Source organism: Methylophaga sp., from assembly GCF_030651745.1.
In genome coordinates, this window is record NZ_JAUSCC010000062.1 from 22,843 (window position 1) to 37,062 (window position 14,220).

Sequence of the window (14,220 nt, forward strand, 5' to 3'; positions counted from 1 at the left end):
GATAGCGATTTAGCATACCCCTGACTCTAAAGTTACGCTGCCACCATCATTTTATCGATCCATACAGAACCGCTGCGGATGCTGCTGCGTAAATCCACATCATTTGCCACGGCTTGAATGCCTTTGAACATATCCTGCAACTGACCGGCGATGGTGAACTCATCAATGGCATATTGGATTTCACCATTTTCCACCCAGAAACCGGCGGCACCCTGCGAGTAATCACCGTTGACAATATTGACGCCCATGCCCATGGTTTCAGTGACAATCACGCCGCGATCCATTGCTTTAAGCATGTCTTTAAACGATAAATCATTACTATCCACCGTAAGGTTATGCACCCCGCCAGCATTAGCCGTAGTGGTCATATTAAGACGTCGGGCGGAATAACTATCCAGTACATAGCCCTGCAAAATACCGTCACGAATAATGTCACGATTTTGCGTGGCGACACCTTCCGCATCAAAGGCGGAACTGCCCAGCGCTTTTAATAAATGAGGCTGTTCGTGGATATGCATAAACGCTGGAAAAATCTGCTCACCCAGTTTATCGAGCAGAAAACTGGATTTGCGATATAAGGCACTGCCACGAATTCCGCCGACCAACTGGCCGAATAAGGAAGAGGCAATTTCAGCGGCAAAAATCACCGGATAATGTCCGGTTTCAATTTCACGGGCATTTAAACGTTTCAAGGTTTGTTCAGCAGCTTTGCGGCCAATCGACACTGCAGCAGCTAAATCCCGACTATCCCGAGCCACGTCATACCAATAATCACGTTGCATGCCGTTTTCATCTCGAGCAATCAAGGTGCAAGACAAACTGTGTCTACTGGACTGCGTCTGACCGATAAAACCATGACTGTTGGCATAAATCCGTTGCCCTTCATGGGTGGAAACACTGGCGCCCTCAGAATTACTGATCAATGGATCAAAATCCCGCCCGGCCTGTTCACATTCCATCGCCAGCGTAAACGCCTGTTCTGGTGATAACTCCCAGGGATAATACAACTGCAGATCAGGAAATGACGTCGCCATTAAAGCGGCATCGGCTAAGCCTGCATATTTATCTTCCTGAGTATGTTTGGCAATGCTGCAAGCCATAGCCACGGTTTCGTAGATAGCTTCAGGCCGCAAATCCGAGGTACTGGCAGACGCTTTGCTCTGGCCCAGATAGACAGTGACTCCCAGGCCGGTATCTTTATTGTGCTCCAGCGTTTCAATTTCAGCCTGGCGAACATTTACCGATAAGCCAACGCTTTGACTAATGCCCACTTCAGCAGCGGTCGCGCCCAGCTTTTTAGCCGCATCCAGCGCCTGTTGCGCTGCATTTTGTAATACTGATGCGTCAAGATTCTTCATATGATCAAATTTACCTCTTCGATGTTTTTTCCATGCATTTGGAAACCACGCATTTCCAGCACGCCACGAGTGTTTAAAGAAATGATCAGATACAAGGCCTGCGGATAATCCGCCACATCTTCATCGATTACTGAAGGTAAAGCCGGTGCATCTGGATGGGAGTGATATATAGCGAATAATTCCTGATTGCGTTCTTTCATTTCTTTCAACGCCGCCAGCTGTTCACTGGCGTTGAGAGCAAATAACACGCTGGCATCCGTTTTGACGCTTTCTATCGGATAACACATGCAGCGTTGACCATGTCGTCCAATCAATCCGGAAACCTGCTGATGAGGCGAAAGTTGTGCCTGATGTAATAGATCATTCACTAAAGTACGTGGTAAACGTATGGTCGTTGTAACTGTCATTTAGTTATTCTCTTTATCGTGACATACCGGGCAAGCCGGATCTTGTTTTAATTTTATTTCCCTTATCTGCATTGACAGGGCATCGACGATGAGCAACCGGCCATTGAGTGACGTGCCCGTATTGGCTAGCAATTTGAGCGTTTCAATTGCCTGTATCGAGCCCATCATGCCTAGTAATGGTGAGAGCACCCCACTCTCAGCACAACTCTGTTGAATATCACCGCCATTGTCGTCGTATAAACAACGATAACATGGTGCATCAGCATGTCGAGCATCATATACCGAAATTTGTCCTTCCCAACGGATAGCAGCCGCTGAAACCAGAGGCGTTTTGGTTTTTTTACTGACCCGGTTAAGCAGAAACCGGCTACTGAAATTATCGGTGCAATCAACAATGACATCTGCCAAAACGGCCTGCTCCGTCAACTCCAACTCACCCAAACGATGATCGATTGTCTCAACCTGAATGGTGTCATTCAAACTGTTTAACGCCGCTGCGGCAGAACTGGTTTTCGTACGTCCAACCGATGTTTGTCGATGCACAATCTGCCGCTGCAGATTGGTCAGCTCAACAATATCGTCATCAACCAGCACCAGATGGCCAACCCCTGCAGCGGCCAGATATAAAGCCACCGGTGAACCCAAGCCACCAAGACCTATTACCAACACACGACTTTCCAGCACCCGTTGTTGACCGGTGATATCAAAATTCGGCAGTAGAATATGGCGGCTGTAACGCAGCAATTGATCATCATTCATATGCATTATGTTACCTGAATTCGACTCTTGCCGAGCTAGCCACGCTGGCCAATTACCACACGATCCTGTTGCCCGTAATCCTGAAAGGCCTGAATACCGGTAAAACCGTTTTGTTGAAATATTGCCTGAACATCTGAGGACTGATCATAACCGTGTTCAACCATCAACCAGCCTTGAGGTTTTAATACTTTTGCAGATTGGCGAACCAGTTGCCGGATATCCTGCAGACCATCCTCTCCAGAGGCTAGTGCAGTCAAAGGCTCAAAACGAAGATCACCGCTGGTTAAATGCGGATCATCCATTCGAATGTAGGGTGGATTAGAGACGATCACATCAAAAGATTCAGCCTGAAAGGCATCCAGCCACTGTGCACGAACCAAATGTACTTCCAACTGGTTCTTTTCGGCATTGTGTTTTGCCATGGTCAACGCCTCAGCCGAATAATCTGTTGCCAGCATCCAGATATCTTCGCGTTCAGCTTTAATCGCCAAAGCAATCGCCCCACTACCGGTTCCGAGATCGGCAACACACATTCCCGGTTGGATTTTTTCCAATGCCAGTGACACCAGTAACTCGGTATCCGGACGCGGGATCAAGGTATGTTGATTTACTTCAAGATCCAACGACCAAAAGCCGCGAATACCCGTTAAATAAGCAACAGGTATTCCTTGCTGACGTTGTTCAATCAGTGAGGCAAATTGTTGCTGTTGCTGCGTAGTCAGTGTTTTTTCAGGAGAAGTGATTAAAGCGAGCGGCTGACAATCCAGTACATGACATAACAACTCATCACTATCAGCGCGCAGAGATGGGCTGGCAACAAGCTGAAGTCTGGCCCATTGCAATGCCTCCAAAATAGTCATAGTCACGCTACGCGGTCTTCAGCAATGACAGATCAAAATAAATTGATTTGTAACAGGGCAAATATTCCTGCTGCCAGAGCCACCATTAATAACGCGCCAGTCATACGTTGACGTTTAACCAGTTGAGACTGCATTAATTGCAGTTGTGCCAGTTCTTCGTGAAGTGTTTCCATCATCGGCGTTGCAGCATCAGGAAGTGCGGCAAGTTGCTCGGCGATAAAAGTTTCAATTCGCGGCTGCAATGCTGACATCAACTGTTGCTGTATAAGCTGTTGCTGATCAGATAACCATCGCTCGGTCTGTGAGGATACTTGCTGTTGCCAATGATTGGACTGATTCAGGTTTTGCATCGCCGTTTCAGCGGCATCGGCAGCTTTTTCGGATAACACCGTCTGCATTTGTGCCGCTTGCGTTGCCAGTTGTTGCTCAACCTTGTTTTGAATACCTGAGGTGAGCTGCTCTGTTAATTGCGTGGAAAGTTGTTCTGCCAAGCCATTAAGTCTTTCATCCATCAAATGTCGGCTAATATTTTCGGCAATGCGCTGACTTATCTTTTCTGCTGAGTGCTGTGATTGTTGTAACCACCCTGGTAATAATTGTTGTTCTACCTCAGCGATTAATTCACCAAGGCTTGGGGCTGCGGGCATTTCGCTGAACGATGATTTTTCTTCTGCCGGTTGGATGAACTCTTCCGTTAATTCAACCGGAGCCATCAGATCATTGAGGATGCTTTGTAACTGATGAGCTTCAGGTGGTTTGGACAATAAAGCTAATACACCGCTGTCATGCGCTGACAACTTGTCAGCTTCACTGTCATTACTGGTACACAGTACAACTGGAATAGCCTGCCAGCGCGAATCGTATTTAATATGACGAGTGGCCGTTAGACCATCCATTCCCGGCATCATTAAGTCCATAAAGATGATGAGTGGAAGTTGATCGCTGTTTTCCAACCACGCTAATGCATCATCGGCACTGCCCTGCTCCACCACCTCAAATCCAGATGTCTGCAATAATTTGCATAACATCATGCGGGCAACACGTGAATCATCAATAACCAGTGCAAGTTTGTTTGTCATACCCTCTTCCTTTGATGACTTAACTGAAACGATGCGGATCCAACTGGATCGACTTCACCCGTTTTCCCAACATGACAACCTCACCACGATAACGCTGTTGCATATCGCTGGCAAACTCAAAAAAATAGGTGCGTTCAAATTGCATTCTGCCGTTGGCACCGCGTTTCAAACGGATTTTTTGCCAGGCAACAGTATCATTGAGAAAACTGACACCCATTGACTGACAATATTGACTGGCCACACGGCTGGCATGTTCCGCCACGCCACGACTGTCCCACCAGATCCAGCCTATCAATGCCAGAATCAATAATACGATGGTACTGTCATTCATCCGATATCTCCCCAACCGGCTTGCACCATAGCTAATGCCGCAGCAGAAGCAGTTTCAGTTCTTAATATCCTGGGCCCCAGACTGATGCCAGTAAATCCAGCATCAATTGCCTGCTGAACTTCTGTCTCACTTAATCCGCCTTCCGGGCCAATCAATAATGCAATCTGGCTGGCCTTATTTACGCTGGAAAATCCTTGAACAGCTTCTGGATCCAGCACCAATCTGCAACCGTCATTAACCTCTGCCAAAGCCTCATCCAATGTGGTGATGGGCAATAATTCAGGTATAAAACTCCGGCCACTTTGTTCACAGGCGCTTATCACCACCCCTTGCCAGTGATTTAATCGTTTATCCGCGCGATCACCGGAAAGCTGAACATTACAGCGCGCGGTAACCACCGGCATTATACGTTTGACACCAAGCTCGACGGCTTTTTGTATGGCGTAATCCATCCGCTCTCCACGGGAAATACCCTGCATTAACAGAATATCCAATGGTGATTCATTATCTGTGTTTATTTGTTGCAGCAAGTTGACGGTTGCCTGGCGTTTATCGACCTGTTCCAGCTGGGCCTGGTATTCCAGACCTTTGCCATCAAACAAACTCAACACCGCACCCGGTTTCATACGAAGTACCTGCACGGCATGTCGAAACACCTCATCGGGCAATATGATTGGGGATGAACTGGGCGCCAAAGTCGCGCAATAAAACCTGGGAACACGCATAAAATAGCTTCAACTGACAAAACGAATCAGCAGTTTACAGACTGCATCGCAGAGTTTGAATAATATTCCTTAAATGGCTGATATACTTTTTTTCATGGATACCGACCTCGCCAAACTGCAACAATGCCTGACTGACACTGTTCAGTTGCATTTAATGCCATTATTCAAAACTGTCAGTCGTCAATATAAGCACGATGGCAGTATCGTCACTGTCGCTGACAAATTGATGCAACAAACCATTACCGAGGCGTTAAAGCGGGATTTTCCCGAAATAAAACTGCTCGGCGAAGAGATGACCGCCGCCGAACAAGCGGAATTACTCGCCAGCAACGACTCGTTATGGTGTCTGGACCCGATTGACGGCACCAGTAATTTTGCCTCTGGCATGCCGTTCTTTTCCATCTCTCTGGCGTTAATTGAAAATGGTGAAGTCACCGTTGGGCTGGTTTACGATCCGGTGATGAAAGAGTGCTTTGCAGCCAAAAAAGGCGCGGGAGCGTGGTTGAATGGGCAGCGTCTTAAAGCCGAACTCTCTGGTCTTGCGCTGAATCAGACTCTGGCTATTATTGATTTCAAACGTTTGCCCAAATCTCTGGCCCAAAGACTGGTTGACGAAAAACCTTATGGTTCACAACGCAGTTTGGGCTCGATCGCATTAGAACTCTGCTGGCTTGCTGCCGGACGAGCGCAACTGTATTTACACGGTCGTCAGCAAATCTGGGATTACGCCGCAGCACAGCTTATTGTCGATGAAGCCGGTGCTTTTGCCTGTACATTGGATAACGAAGCGGTGTTCTGCCGTAGTTTAACCCCAAGATCTACCTGCGCAGCCAGTGATGAAAACCTGTTTGCCGCCTGGCGTGATTATTTGCATGTTCCGCGCTGCGATGGCTGAAGCATTTATCTCGGTAAACTGGCCGGCCCCCCATCATACTAAAGCGTTAACCACGACACGTAATGGTGGCCAAAGCCTGGCACCATATGACTCGCTTAATTTAGGCGATCATGTCGGTGATAATCCTGATCATGTGGCAGCTAACCGGCAAAGTTTAATTGAAACCGCTTTGTTGCCAAATCAACCGTTATGGCTAAAGCAAACCCATAGCACTGATGTTATCGATTCCAGCCAGTGGCAGAAGGATATCGAAGCTGATGCCATCGTCAGCGCTTCAACCAATAAAGTCTGTGCCGTTATGACGGCAGATTGTTTACCGCTGTTAATAACTGATACATCAGGGTCTCAGGTTGCTGCAGTGCATGCCGGCTGGCGTGGTCTGCAAGCTGGAATTATTGAAAACACCTTAGCCAAATTTGCCAAGCCTCGGTCTGACATTCTCGTCTGGTTGGGACCAGCTATCGGACCGCACGCTTTTGAAGTCGGCCCCGAGGTTAAAGCCGCATTCCTCGCTGTTGATCCAGCAGCTGAAGCCGCTTTTATCGCAACGCATGCAGATCGATATTTGGCTGATATATACCTGCTTGCCAGACAACGCCTAGCCGCGCAGGGCGTTACAGCAATCTATGGCGGTGATTATTGTACCTATAGTGAAAAAGAGCGGTTTTTCTCGTTTCGCCGTGATGGTGTAACCGGTCGAATGGCATCGCTAATATGGATTGAGGCTGAATAAGGTATGATTTGCGCATTCTTTTTCTCTGTCAGGTGCATATGGACTTATTAATCTGGATTATTATTTTCAGTATTCTTGGTGGTCTTCTCAGTGTAATTATTGCCTCAAGTTTTTTGCTGTTACCCACACATACACGTCAACATGCTGTTCCGCATCTGGTCAGTTTTGCCATTGGTGCGTTGCTTGGTGCCTCTTTATTAGGTTTATTGCCGCATGCTATTGAACATGAATATGCTGTTGATCCACATATCATCGGTCTGACGCTTTTAATTGGTTTATTAAGCTTTTTCTTGTTGGAAAAAATGGTGTTATGGCGCCACTGTCATAGCCACCATGGCCATGAAGATATCCCGGAACTGGGCGAAGATCATCATAATCACCACCATGAAGAACCAAAGAAGGCCGCTGGCTCATTAATTCTTATTGGCGATGCCATTCATAACTTTGTTGATGGCGTATTGATTGCCGCTGCATTTTTAACTGATGTGCATTTGGGTATTGTCACCGCACTGGCGATTGCGGCTCATGAAATCCCACAGGAATTGGGCGATTTTGTGATCCTGCTACACAGTGGCTATTCTCGCCGCAAGGCACTGTATTTCAATATGCTTTCCAGTATGGCGACCGTGGTCGGCGCTGTTTTAGCTTATTTCCTGTTAGCCGATATGCAGCATATTCTGCCGTATATTCTGGTGGTTGCTGCTTCCAGCTTTATCTATATCGCTGTGGCCGATTTGATTCCGGGCCTGCAAAGTAAAGTAAAACCGTCGGAGACATTACAGCAAACCTCGTTAATCGCGGCTGGCGTGATATTTATTTATCTGGCGCACAGCACGCTGCATTAATCATTTATGCCTGCTAAACACGACATCCTGATCATCGGCCCCTCTTGGGTCGGTGATATGGTGATGGCGCAGTCGTTATTTGCCGCGCTGAAACAGCGTTATCCCTACGCCAATATTGATGTGCTGGCACCCGAATGGACTCGCCCATTGCTGGCTCGCATGCCCGAAATCCGTGAAGCGATTAGCATGCCGGTAACTCATGGTGTGTTCGGCTGGAAACAGCGGCGCCAGATTGGTCTGAGTTTACGGCACAAAAACTATGATCAATCCATTGTGCTGCCTAATTCCTGGAAATCAGCGCTAATCCCTTGGTTTGCCAATATTCCACAACGTACAGGCTGGTTAGGCGAGATGCGTTATGGCTTGCTGAATGATCCCCGTAAATTGAATAAACAAAATTTACCGCTGATGGTGCAACGTTTTGTTGCGTTGGCCCATCCTGCTTCCAAATCACATATCGCTCCTGACTATCTGCCACCTAGAATGATTGCAGAAGCAATTTCCAGCGAGTTGAATCCACCAAAATCGGCAGAGCAAAAACGCTTGGTTTTATGTCCAGGCGCTGAATTTGGTCCGGCCAAACAATGGCCAACGACTCATTATGCTGCATTAGGAGAACTGCTTACCCAGCAGGGCTGGCAGGTATTGATCATGGGTTCAAAAGCAGATGCGGCGGTAGGTGAGCAGATCGTTGCGGGCATTACCGATAAACATAATGTCATTAATCTTTGTGGCAAAACCCAATTAGGTGAAGCCATTGATTTGATTGCCACAGCGGATCAGGTGGTCAGTAATGATTCCGGATTAATGCATATTGCCGCTGCACTCAACAAGCCTTTAGTGGCGATTTACGGCCCCACCTCACCAGCTTTCACCCCACCACTTTCAGACAATGCTCGTTTAGTGCAAATTGCTATCGAATGCAGTCCTTGTTTTCAACGGACTTGTCCATTGGGTCATCACAAATGTATGCAAGATATTTTGCCTGAACAGATTGTTATGCAACTGCAGTCAGCAACGAGTTGAAATATGGCTATTTTCAATAAAAAAACCAGTGCTTTTATCAATCGGGTTTATTGGTCGAGTCGTAAAGCCCTGTCATTTGAACGCATTTGGTCTTTACCTAAGAATTGGTTTGATACACCGAATGAAGCTCGCGGTGGCTGGAGCGGCGTGACACGCACTGAGTTTGATACCCGCAAGGGCACAACCAAAGTTTTTGTGAAACGTCAGCAAAATTACTATAGCCGTACTTGGCGGCATCCGTTCAAAGGCATTCCGACGTTTCAAAAGGAGCTGGAAAATATTCAGCAACTGAAAAAACTGAAAATCCCCACATTAAACCCGCTGTATTTTGGCAAACAAGATGATCGTGCAGTTCTGATCACCAAAGCATTGGATAACTACACCTCTCTGGATAAGTTAGATCCCACACAATTAACCCAACAAAAACGTCGTCAACTTATCCGCAAGCTTGCCAAATTGACCCGTAAGTTGCACCGCTCACATTACGTGCATAATTGTTTTTATCCCAAGCATGTGTTTGTTAAATTAAACAAAAAAGGCAAATGGAAAATTCGCCTGATTGATCTGGAAAAACTGCGTTGGCGTTTCAGTTCAAAATTGGCGATGAAGCGAGATTTATCCAGCTTTAATCGTCATGCTGATGACCGTTGGACTTTAAAGGATCGCTTGTATTTTTTTAAAGCCTATCTGCAAGTCGAGACGCTTAGTGCCAAAGATAAAAAGCTCTGGCGAAAATTGACACCTCGCAAACGTTCCACTCAATAATTGGTTTTTGAACAATGACTGATATCAATAACAATGCCCAGGCCTCTTACATACTGCATATCTGTCACAGTTACTACGACCCTTTTCTGGATTGTGCTCGCCAATACGCTGTACTTTTTAAAGACACACCTTATAAAGTGATTACCGTATTTTTATCAGGGGAACCCGATCCGCTTGTAGCTGAAAAAGCCTGTTCTGATGAAGTGATCTTCCTTAATTACCAAAGCAAACAATTAAGCGGGCTGAAACTTGGCATCATCAATAAGATCCGTCAGCTTGATAGACAATATAATTTTGCTGCCTGTATTGCTCACCGCGCTAAACCTACTTATATCGCAGCTATGGCAACAAAATTACCGATTTTGAGTATTCGCCATTCTTTTGGGGATTTTGATCGTTTTGGCCGCCGATTATTGGTCAACCTGTTTAAATCACGCTTAACGTTATTAGCAGTGTCCAACGCAGTGCGTGATGAAATCAGAAATCGTCTGCCGAATTGGCCGCAAGATAAAATCCAAACACTCTACAACCGTATCGATGTCGAATTGGTGCAAAGCGAACTGTTACCTAAAGACCAGGCCAGAGAAAAACTTGCCCTCCCACAGCACAGCTGGATTATAGGCAGTGTGGGTCGTATTCATCCTGACAAAGATCCACAAACCTTAATTCGTGGATTTGCTAAAGCGCTTCCATCTCTTCCTCAGAACGCCCTGCTTTGTTTTGTTGGAAAAGGCAGGCTTGAGGACGAACTGAAAGCATTGGTGCGAGATTTAAAACTTCAGAATCATGTTGTGTTTGTTGGGCCCATCCCGGAAGCCAGACGCTATTTTAAGGCTTTTGATGTGTTTGCTTTAAGTTCAGATCGTGAACCGTTCGGCATGGTGTTTCTTGAGGCGATGGCAGCTGATTTGCCGATAATCTGCACCGATTGCGGCGGCGGTGCTGAAATCATTGAGGGTATTGGCCAATTGTTTAAGTTCAGGGATATTGAAGGTTTAAGTAAAGCGTTAATCAATACAGCTAACGATAAAGATGCCGTTACAAACCAAGAATCTTGCCAGAAAAGACTGAATACACTCTTTTCGGATAAAGCTGTTAAAGCACAGTTTTGGGAAAACGCTAAAATCACCCAGTTGTTAAAACATCAACGCTAACGCGCATCCTCTACAGAATCAAACTCTGAGGAATCATTTCTCACTGACATTTTATTATTGCGGATTTCATACATTGCAATAACCAGTAACGGCATCCAGAATAACAACCACTGTGTATTCATTCTCGTAAGAATTCCATGACCAAATGTCAGGCCGATAATACAGGTATAAATAAATAACCAGGCTGACGTTTTAACATAAAAATTCTTGCGCAATTTCCAGGCAGTTCTGAGCACAGTAACGATGATGGCCAAGTGTAAAATCAGGCCAATTAAGCCCAGTTCAACCAAAGAACCTATATAAGTGCTGTGGTAATGGCGCCAATCATGGACGAATTCACCAGGGGCGTGGATAGGAACATTTGAACCACCACCATGACCAAAAATAAGATGTTCTTTCGCTCTCTCAATAAAGCCCAACCAAAGATCTAAGCGATAACTTTGACCTCTTTCCAAAGTCAACTCAGTTATTGCTGGCAAGAAATAGGTAAGCAAAAGTACCCCAAGCACACTGACTATAGTGGCAAGGATAAATTTCGTTTTAATGGCTATTTTTGAAAAGAAAAAAACAATTAATGACATTAAAACCACAGCACCAATCGGGGCTCTGGATTGGGTCAGAAAAACCGCAATCACTAATAAGAAATAAGACAAAATCAAAGCATATTTAATCGAATATTTAAGTTGGCGGTACTTATCAAAAAGAATGGAAAGCGTGATTAATGCAGCTCCGCCATACATAGCTGCGGCCCATAAAGGGTTCCATAATCTTCCCAAGCCCGCAAATCGGGCAGATATGGGTTCGTTATTTATGCCGTAAAAAAAATAAAAGTTTATAAACAAACTGAAAACTGCAGCGACGATTAAATAATGTATTAAATTAATTAACCGCTCTGTTTTACCATCAATAGAGTATAGAAAAACCAGAGAAAAAAAGATCAAATAGAGAAACGTTTTTACTTCTTTGAACTTATCTGAAAATGTGTCCAGATTGGACCAATAAATACTTATAAGAAAGAGGAAGGCATAGGCGAATGAGACTTGGATTATCCTTGAACTAAGCAAGGACTTATAATTAAATTTCAGTGTAAATATTAACCAGAAAGCACTAATAACAATAGTGATTATAAAGATTTGATAGTGTTGCTTACTGAAAGGCATCAAGAAAAAACCCAATATCCAGATGCTCATTGCGATTAGGATAATTTTATCGCCGTTATATTTGTTTCTAATGTTATTAAACATCTACTACTTCATTATCTTTCAAATTAATATCCAGCGAACAAACTGAATTCGAATAGCGCATATTTTCATTACACACTTTTCAGAAAATATATCCAAAATTCAGATATGTAAATTTAGCTATATTTTTGAACTTATTATTAGCAAATTGTCACATTAATCATGCATCGCCAAAAATAATTTATTTACGGTAAAACAAAACATTCAGGAAAAGCATCCCTGCTTGCGACCTTCACTTGTTATAATGGCCGATTTAAATTTCACCAAAGTCAACTCATGATTATTTTAGGTCTTTCCGGTGCTGTGAATCATGATGCATCCGCAGCATTATACATAGATGGCAAACTTGTGGCTGCTGCCGAAGAAGAACGCTTCCTTCGTGACAAGCATGCCAAGGGCAAGATGGCTTATGAAGCCACCCGATTCTGTCTTGAACAGGCTGGCATTCGTCCTGACGAAATCGATATTGTCGCATTCCCTTACGCGCAAATTGGTCTGCAATCACCTGCTCGCTGGCATTATGCCAAATGTCACTGGTATGCACCTGACAGGGCATTGACTGCTTTATTTTCCGGTAATCGTCGTTACTGGCGTAATCACAAAAACGTGATGAAACTGCTGGATGATTTAGGCATTGATCCAAAACGCGTCAAGTTTGTCCCGGTTGAACATCATCTGGCCCATGCAAGCAGTGCTTATCATCTGAGTGGTTTTCAGGAAAAAACCGCGATTATCGGCATTGATGGTAAAGGCGAATATGCCACAACGTTTTTTGGTTATGGCGAAAACGGCAAAATACACAAAATCAAAGAGTTTTATGACCCAGATTCACTCGGCGGCGTTTATGGCGCAATGACCGAATACCTGGGTTTTGAAATGCTTGATGGCGAATTTAAAGTCATGGGTATGGCACCGTATGGCGATCCGAACCGTTTTGACTTTTCACGTTTGATTCATTGTGAAAATGGTGAATTCAAGGTCAATACCAAGCTGGTCAATACCGTTGGATTCCGTCGTTATAAAAAAGATGGCAAAGGCTATTTCTTCAGCCCTGAACTGATTGAATGGCTTGGTCCAATGCGTGAAGGCGATGAAAAAGACGAGCCCTATATTGATTACGCCGCCAGCATTCAGGCTTTGCTGGAAAAATGTGCCTTACATCTGATTGATTATTACCTTGGCGATATCATTCGTGAAACCGGTAAAGTGGCTTATGCCGGTGGTGTGGCTCTAAATGTCAAACTCAACCAGCGCATCATTGCCATGCCCGGTGTGAAAGAATTGTTTGTACAACCTGCTTCCAGTGATGCCGGTACGGCCATTGGTGCTGCCAGTTATGCTTCACAATTGGCTGGTGTGCCGGTTGAAAAGATGGAGCATGTTTATCTCGGCCCGTCATATACCACCCAACAATGCATCGACGCCTGTGAACGCTACACTCAACCGGTTAGCTGGCAATACCTCGATGATGTGTGTGCTGATACTGCCAAAATTCTTGCCGATGGTAATCCGGTCGCCTGGTTTCAGGGTCGGATGGAGTTCGGTCCACGTGCATTAGGCAATCGCAGTATTCTGGGCTCACCGAATCATTCCGGCGTTGCCGATCGAATTAATGCCCAAATCAAATACCGTGAACGCTGGCGTCCATTCTGCCCAAGCATGCTGGATAGAGTAGCTCCGGAAATTCTGCAGACTGAGCATCCAAGCCCGTATATGACATTCACTTTTGATGTAGCAGAAAGCTGGAAATCACGGATTCCGGAAGTGGTGCATGAAGATGGCACTGCACGCGCGCAGATTGTGACCAGAGCCACCAATGCACGCTATTACGAGCTGATTGAAGAAATGGAAAAACTCACCGGTAATGCAGTAGTACTCAATACTTCACTGAACCGTCGTGGCGAACCGATGGTTTGCAGCCCCACCGATGCGTTGAATATGTTCTACGGATCCGATCTGCAGTATCTGGTGATGGAAGATATTCTGATCACCAAATAAATTGGTTTTTATGATGTTCTGAAACCGTCTGTGAATCGTCTGAA

Annotated in this window: 15 protein-coding genes; 7 read left to right on the forward strand and 8 right to left on the reverse strand. The window is 45.3% G+C overall.

Translation table 11 applies throughout. From position 1 onward, the window contains the following. Positions 1 to 32 precede the first annotated feature (32 nt). The 7 genes from pmbA to Q7V21_RS07520 are packed head-to-tail and all read right to left on the reverse strand — an operon-like array spanning position 33 to position 5,519. Complete coding sequence (pmbA, locus tag Q7V21_RS07490) at positions 33 to 1,358, reverse strand: metalloprotease PmbA (RefSeq protein WP_304916685.1); 1,326 nt, start codon at positions 1,356 to 1,358, stop codon at positions 33 to 35. Next, on the reverse strand, positions 1,355 to 1,765 hold the full coding sequence (locus Q7V21_RS07495; protein WP_304916686.1) for a M67 family metallopeptidase: 411 nt from the start codon (positions 1,763 to 1,765) through the stop codon (positions 1,355 to 1,357). Before Q7V21_RS07495 ends, pmbA begins: the two co-directional genes overlap by 4 nt. Then, complete coding sequence (locus Q7V21_RS07500) at positions 1,766 to 2,524, reverse strand: molybdopterin-synthase adenylyltransferase MoeB (RefSeq protein WP_304916742.1); 759 nt, start codon at positions 2,522 to 2,524, stop codon at positions 1,766 to 1,768. Between the two features lie 35 nt (positions 2,525 to 2,559). Continuing rightward, positions 2,560 to 3,384: a peptide chain release factor N(5)-glutamine methyltransferase gene (gene prmC, locus Q7V21_RS07505; RefSeq protein ID WP_304916743.1), complete on the reverse strand. Its 825-nt coding sequence runs from the start codon at positions 3,382 to 3,384 to the stop codon at positions 2,560 to 2,562. A 32-nt stretch (positions 3,385 to 3,416) separates the two neighbouring features. Next, positions 3,417 to 4,463 (reverse strand): response regulator, encoded by a 1,047-nt coding sequence (locus Q7V21_RS07510; RefSeq protein WP_304916687.1) that lies wholly within the window; start codon positions 4,461 to 4,463, stop codon positions 3,417 to 3,419. Between the two features lie 19 nt (positions 4,464 to 4,482). After that, on the reverse strand, positions 4,483 to 4,794 hold the full coding sequence (locus Q7V21_RS07515) for a DUF3301 domain-containing protein (RefSeq protein WP_304916688.1): 312 nt from the start codon (positions 4,792 to 4,794) through the stop codon (positions 4,483 to 4,485). Beyond that, a complete protein-coding gene (locus Q7V21_RS07520) occupies positions 4,791 to 5,519 on the reverse strand; it encodes a 16S rRNA (uracil(1498)-N(3))-methyltransferase (protein ID WP_304916689.1) in 729 nt (242 codons plus the stop codon). Before Q7V21_RS07520 ends, Q7V21_RS07515 begins: the two co-directional genes overlap by 4 nt. Positions 5,520 to 5,592: 73 nt before the next feature. Here Q7V21_RS07520 and Q7V21_RS07525 point away from each other — a divergent pair, with 73 nt between their 5' ends. Genes Q7V21_RS07525 through Q7V21_RS07550 form a run of 6 tightly spaced genes read left to right on the forward strand, consistent with a single transcriptional unit; the run spans position 5,593 to position 10,937 of the window. Next, positions 5,593 to 6,414 (forward strand): inositol monophosphatase, encoded by an 822-nt coding sequence (locus tag Q7V21_RS07525; protein ID WP_304916690.1) that lies wholly within the window; start codon positions 5,593 to 5,595, stop codon positions 6,412 to 6,414. Continuing rightward, the gene (gene pgeF / locus Q7V21_RS07530; protein ID WP_370654050.1) at positions 6,356 to 7,147 is read left to right on the forward strand and encodes a peptidoglycan editing factor PgeF; all 792 of its coding nucleotides are present in this window, start codon (positions 6,356 to 6,358) and stop codon (positions 7,145 to 7,147) included. Before Q7V21_RS07525 ends, pgeF begins: the two co-directional genes overlap by 59 nt. Positions 7,148 to 7,185: 38 nt before the next feature. Further along, on the forward strand, positions 7,186 to 7,992 hold the full coding sequence (locus tag Q7V21_RS07535) for a ZIP family metal transporter (protein WP_304916691.1): 807 nt from the start codon (positions 7,186 to 7,188) through the stop codon (positions 7,990 to 7,992). 6 nt (positions 7,993 to 7,998) lie between these two features. Beyond that, complete coding sequence (gene waaF, locus Q7V21_RS07540; protein ID WP_304916692.1) at positions 7,999 to 9,018, forward strand: lipopolysaccharide heptosyltransferase II; 1,020 nt, start codon at positions 7,999 to 8,001, stop codon at positions 9,016 to 9,018. A gap of 3 nt (positions 9,019 to 9,021) precedes the next feature. Next, positions 9,022 to 9,783, forward strand: coding sequence for a lipopolysaccharide kinase InaA family protein (locus Q7V21_RS07545; RefSeq protein ID WP_304916693.1), 762 nt, complete (start codon positions 9,022 to 9,024; stop codon positions 9,781 to 9,783). Positions 9,784 to 9,797: 14 nt separating this feature from the next. Then, a complete protein-coding gene (locus Q7V21_RS07550; protein WP_304916694.1) occupies positions 9,798 to 10,937 on the forward strand; it encodes a glycosyltransferase in 1,140 nt (379 codons plus the stop codon). On the opposite strand, the gene Q7V21_RS07555 is transcribed toward Q7V21_RS07550, so the two are convergent. After that, positions 10,934 to 12,181 (reverse strand): O-antigen ligase family protein, encoded by a 1,248-nt coding sequence (locus Q7V21_RS07555; protein WP_304916695.1) that lies wholly within the window; start codon positions 12,179 to 12,181, stop codon positions 10,934 to 10,936. The two genes, Q7V21_RS07550 and Q7V21_RS07555, sit on opposite strands and share 4 nt — an antisense overlap. A 273-nt stretch (positions 12,182 to 12,454) precedes the next feature. On the opposite strand from Q7V21_RS07555, the gene Q7V21_RS07560 reads away from it, so the two are divergent. Further along, positions 12,455 to 14,176: a carbamoyltransferase gene (locus Q7V21_RS07560; RefSeq protein WP_304916696.1), complete on the forward strand. Its 1,722-nt coding sequence runs from the start codon at positions 12,455 to 12,457 to the stop codon at positions 14,174 to 14,176. Positions 14,177 to 14,220 lie beyond the last annotated feature (44 nt).

Coding starts and splice junctions, on each gene's coding strand:
- Q7V21_RS07520 (WP_304916689.1), bottom strand. CDS start 5,519: ATGCGTGTTCCCAGGTTTTATTGCGCGACTTTGGCGCCCAGTTCATCC.
- Q7V21_RS07560 (WP_304916696.1), top strand. CDS start 12,455: ATGATTATTTTAGGTCTTTCCGGTGCTGTGAATCATGATGCATCCGCA.
- Q7V21_RS07515 (WP_304916688.1), bottom strand. CDS start 4,794: ATGAATGACAGTACCATCGTATTATTGATTCTGGCATTGATAGGCTGG.
- Q7V21_RS07535 (WP_304916691.1), top strand. CDS start 7,186: ATGGACTTATTAATCTGGATTATTATTTTCAGTATTCTTGGTGGTCTT.
- pmbA (WP_304916685.1), bottom strand. CDS start 1,358: ATGAAGAATCTTGACGCATCAGTATTACAAAATGCAGCGCAACAGGCG.
- Q7V21_RS07555 (WP_304916695.1), bottom strand. CDS start 12,181: ATGTTTAATAACATTAGAAACAAATATAACGGCGATAAAATTATCCTA.
- waaF (WP_304916692.1), top strand. CDS start 7,999: ATGCCTGCTAAACACGACATCCTGATCATCGGCCCCTCTTGGGTCGGT.
- pgeF (WP_370654050.1), top strand. CDS start 6,356: ATGAAAACCTGTTTGCCGCCTGGCGTGATTATTTGCATGTTCCGCGCT.
- prmC (WP_304916743.1), bottom strand. CDS start 3,384: ATGACTATTTTGGAGGCATTGCAATGGGCCAGACTTCAGCTTGTTGCC.
- Q7V21_RS07525 (WP_304916690.1), top strand. CDS start 5,593: ATGGCTGATATACTTTTTTTCATGGATACCGACCTCGCCAAACTGCAA.
- Q7V21_RS07510 (WP_304916687.1), bottom strand. CDS start 4,463: ATGACAAACAAACTTGCACTGGTTATTGATGATTCACGTGTTGCCCGC.
- Q7V21_RS07550 (WP_304916694.1), top strand. CDS start 9,798: ATGACTGATATCAATAACAATGCCCAGGCCTCTTACATACTGCATATC.
- Q7V21_RS07495 (WP_304916686.1), bottom strand. CDS start 1,765: ATGACAGTTACAACGACCATACGTTTACCACGTACTTTAGTGAATGAT.
- Q7V21_RS07500 (WP_304916742.1), bottom strand. CDS start 2,524: ATGAATGATGATCAATTGCTGCGTTACAGCCGCCATATTCTACTGCCG.
- Q7V21_RS07545 (WP_304916693.1), top strand. CDS start 9,022: ATGGCTATTTTCAATAAAAAAACCAGTGCTTTTATCAATCGGGTTTAT.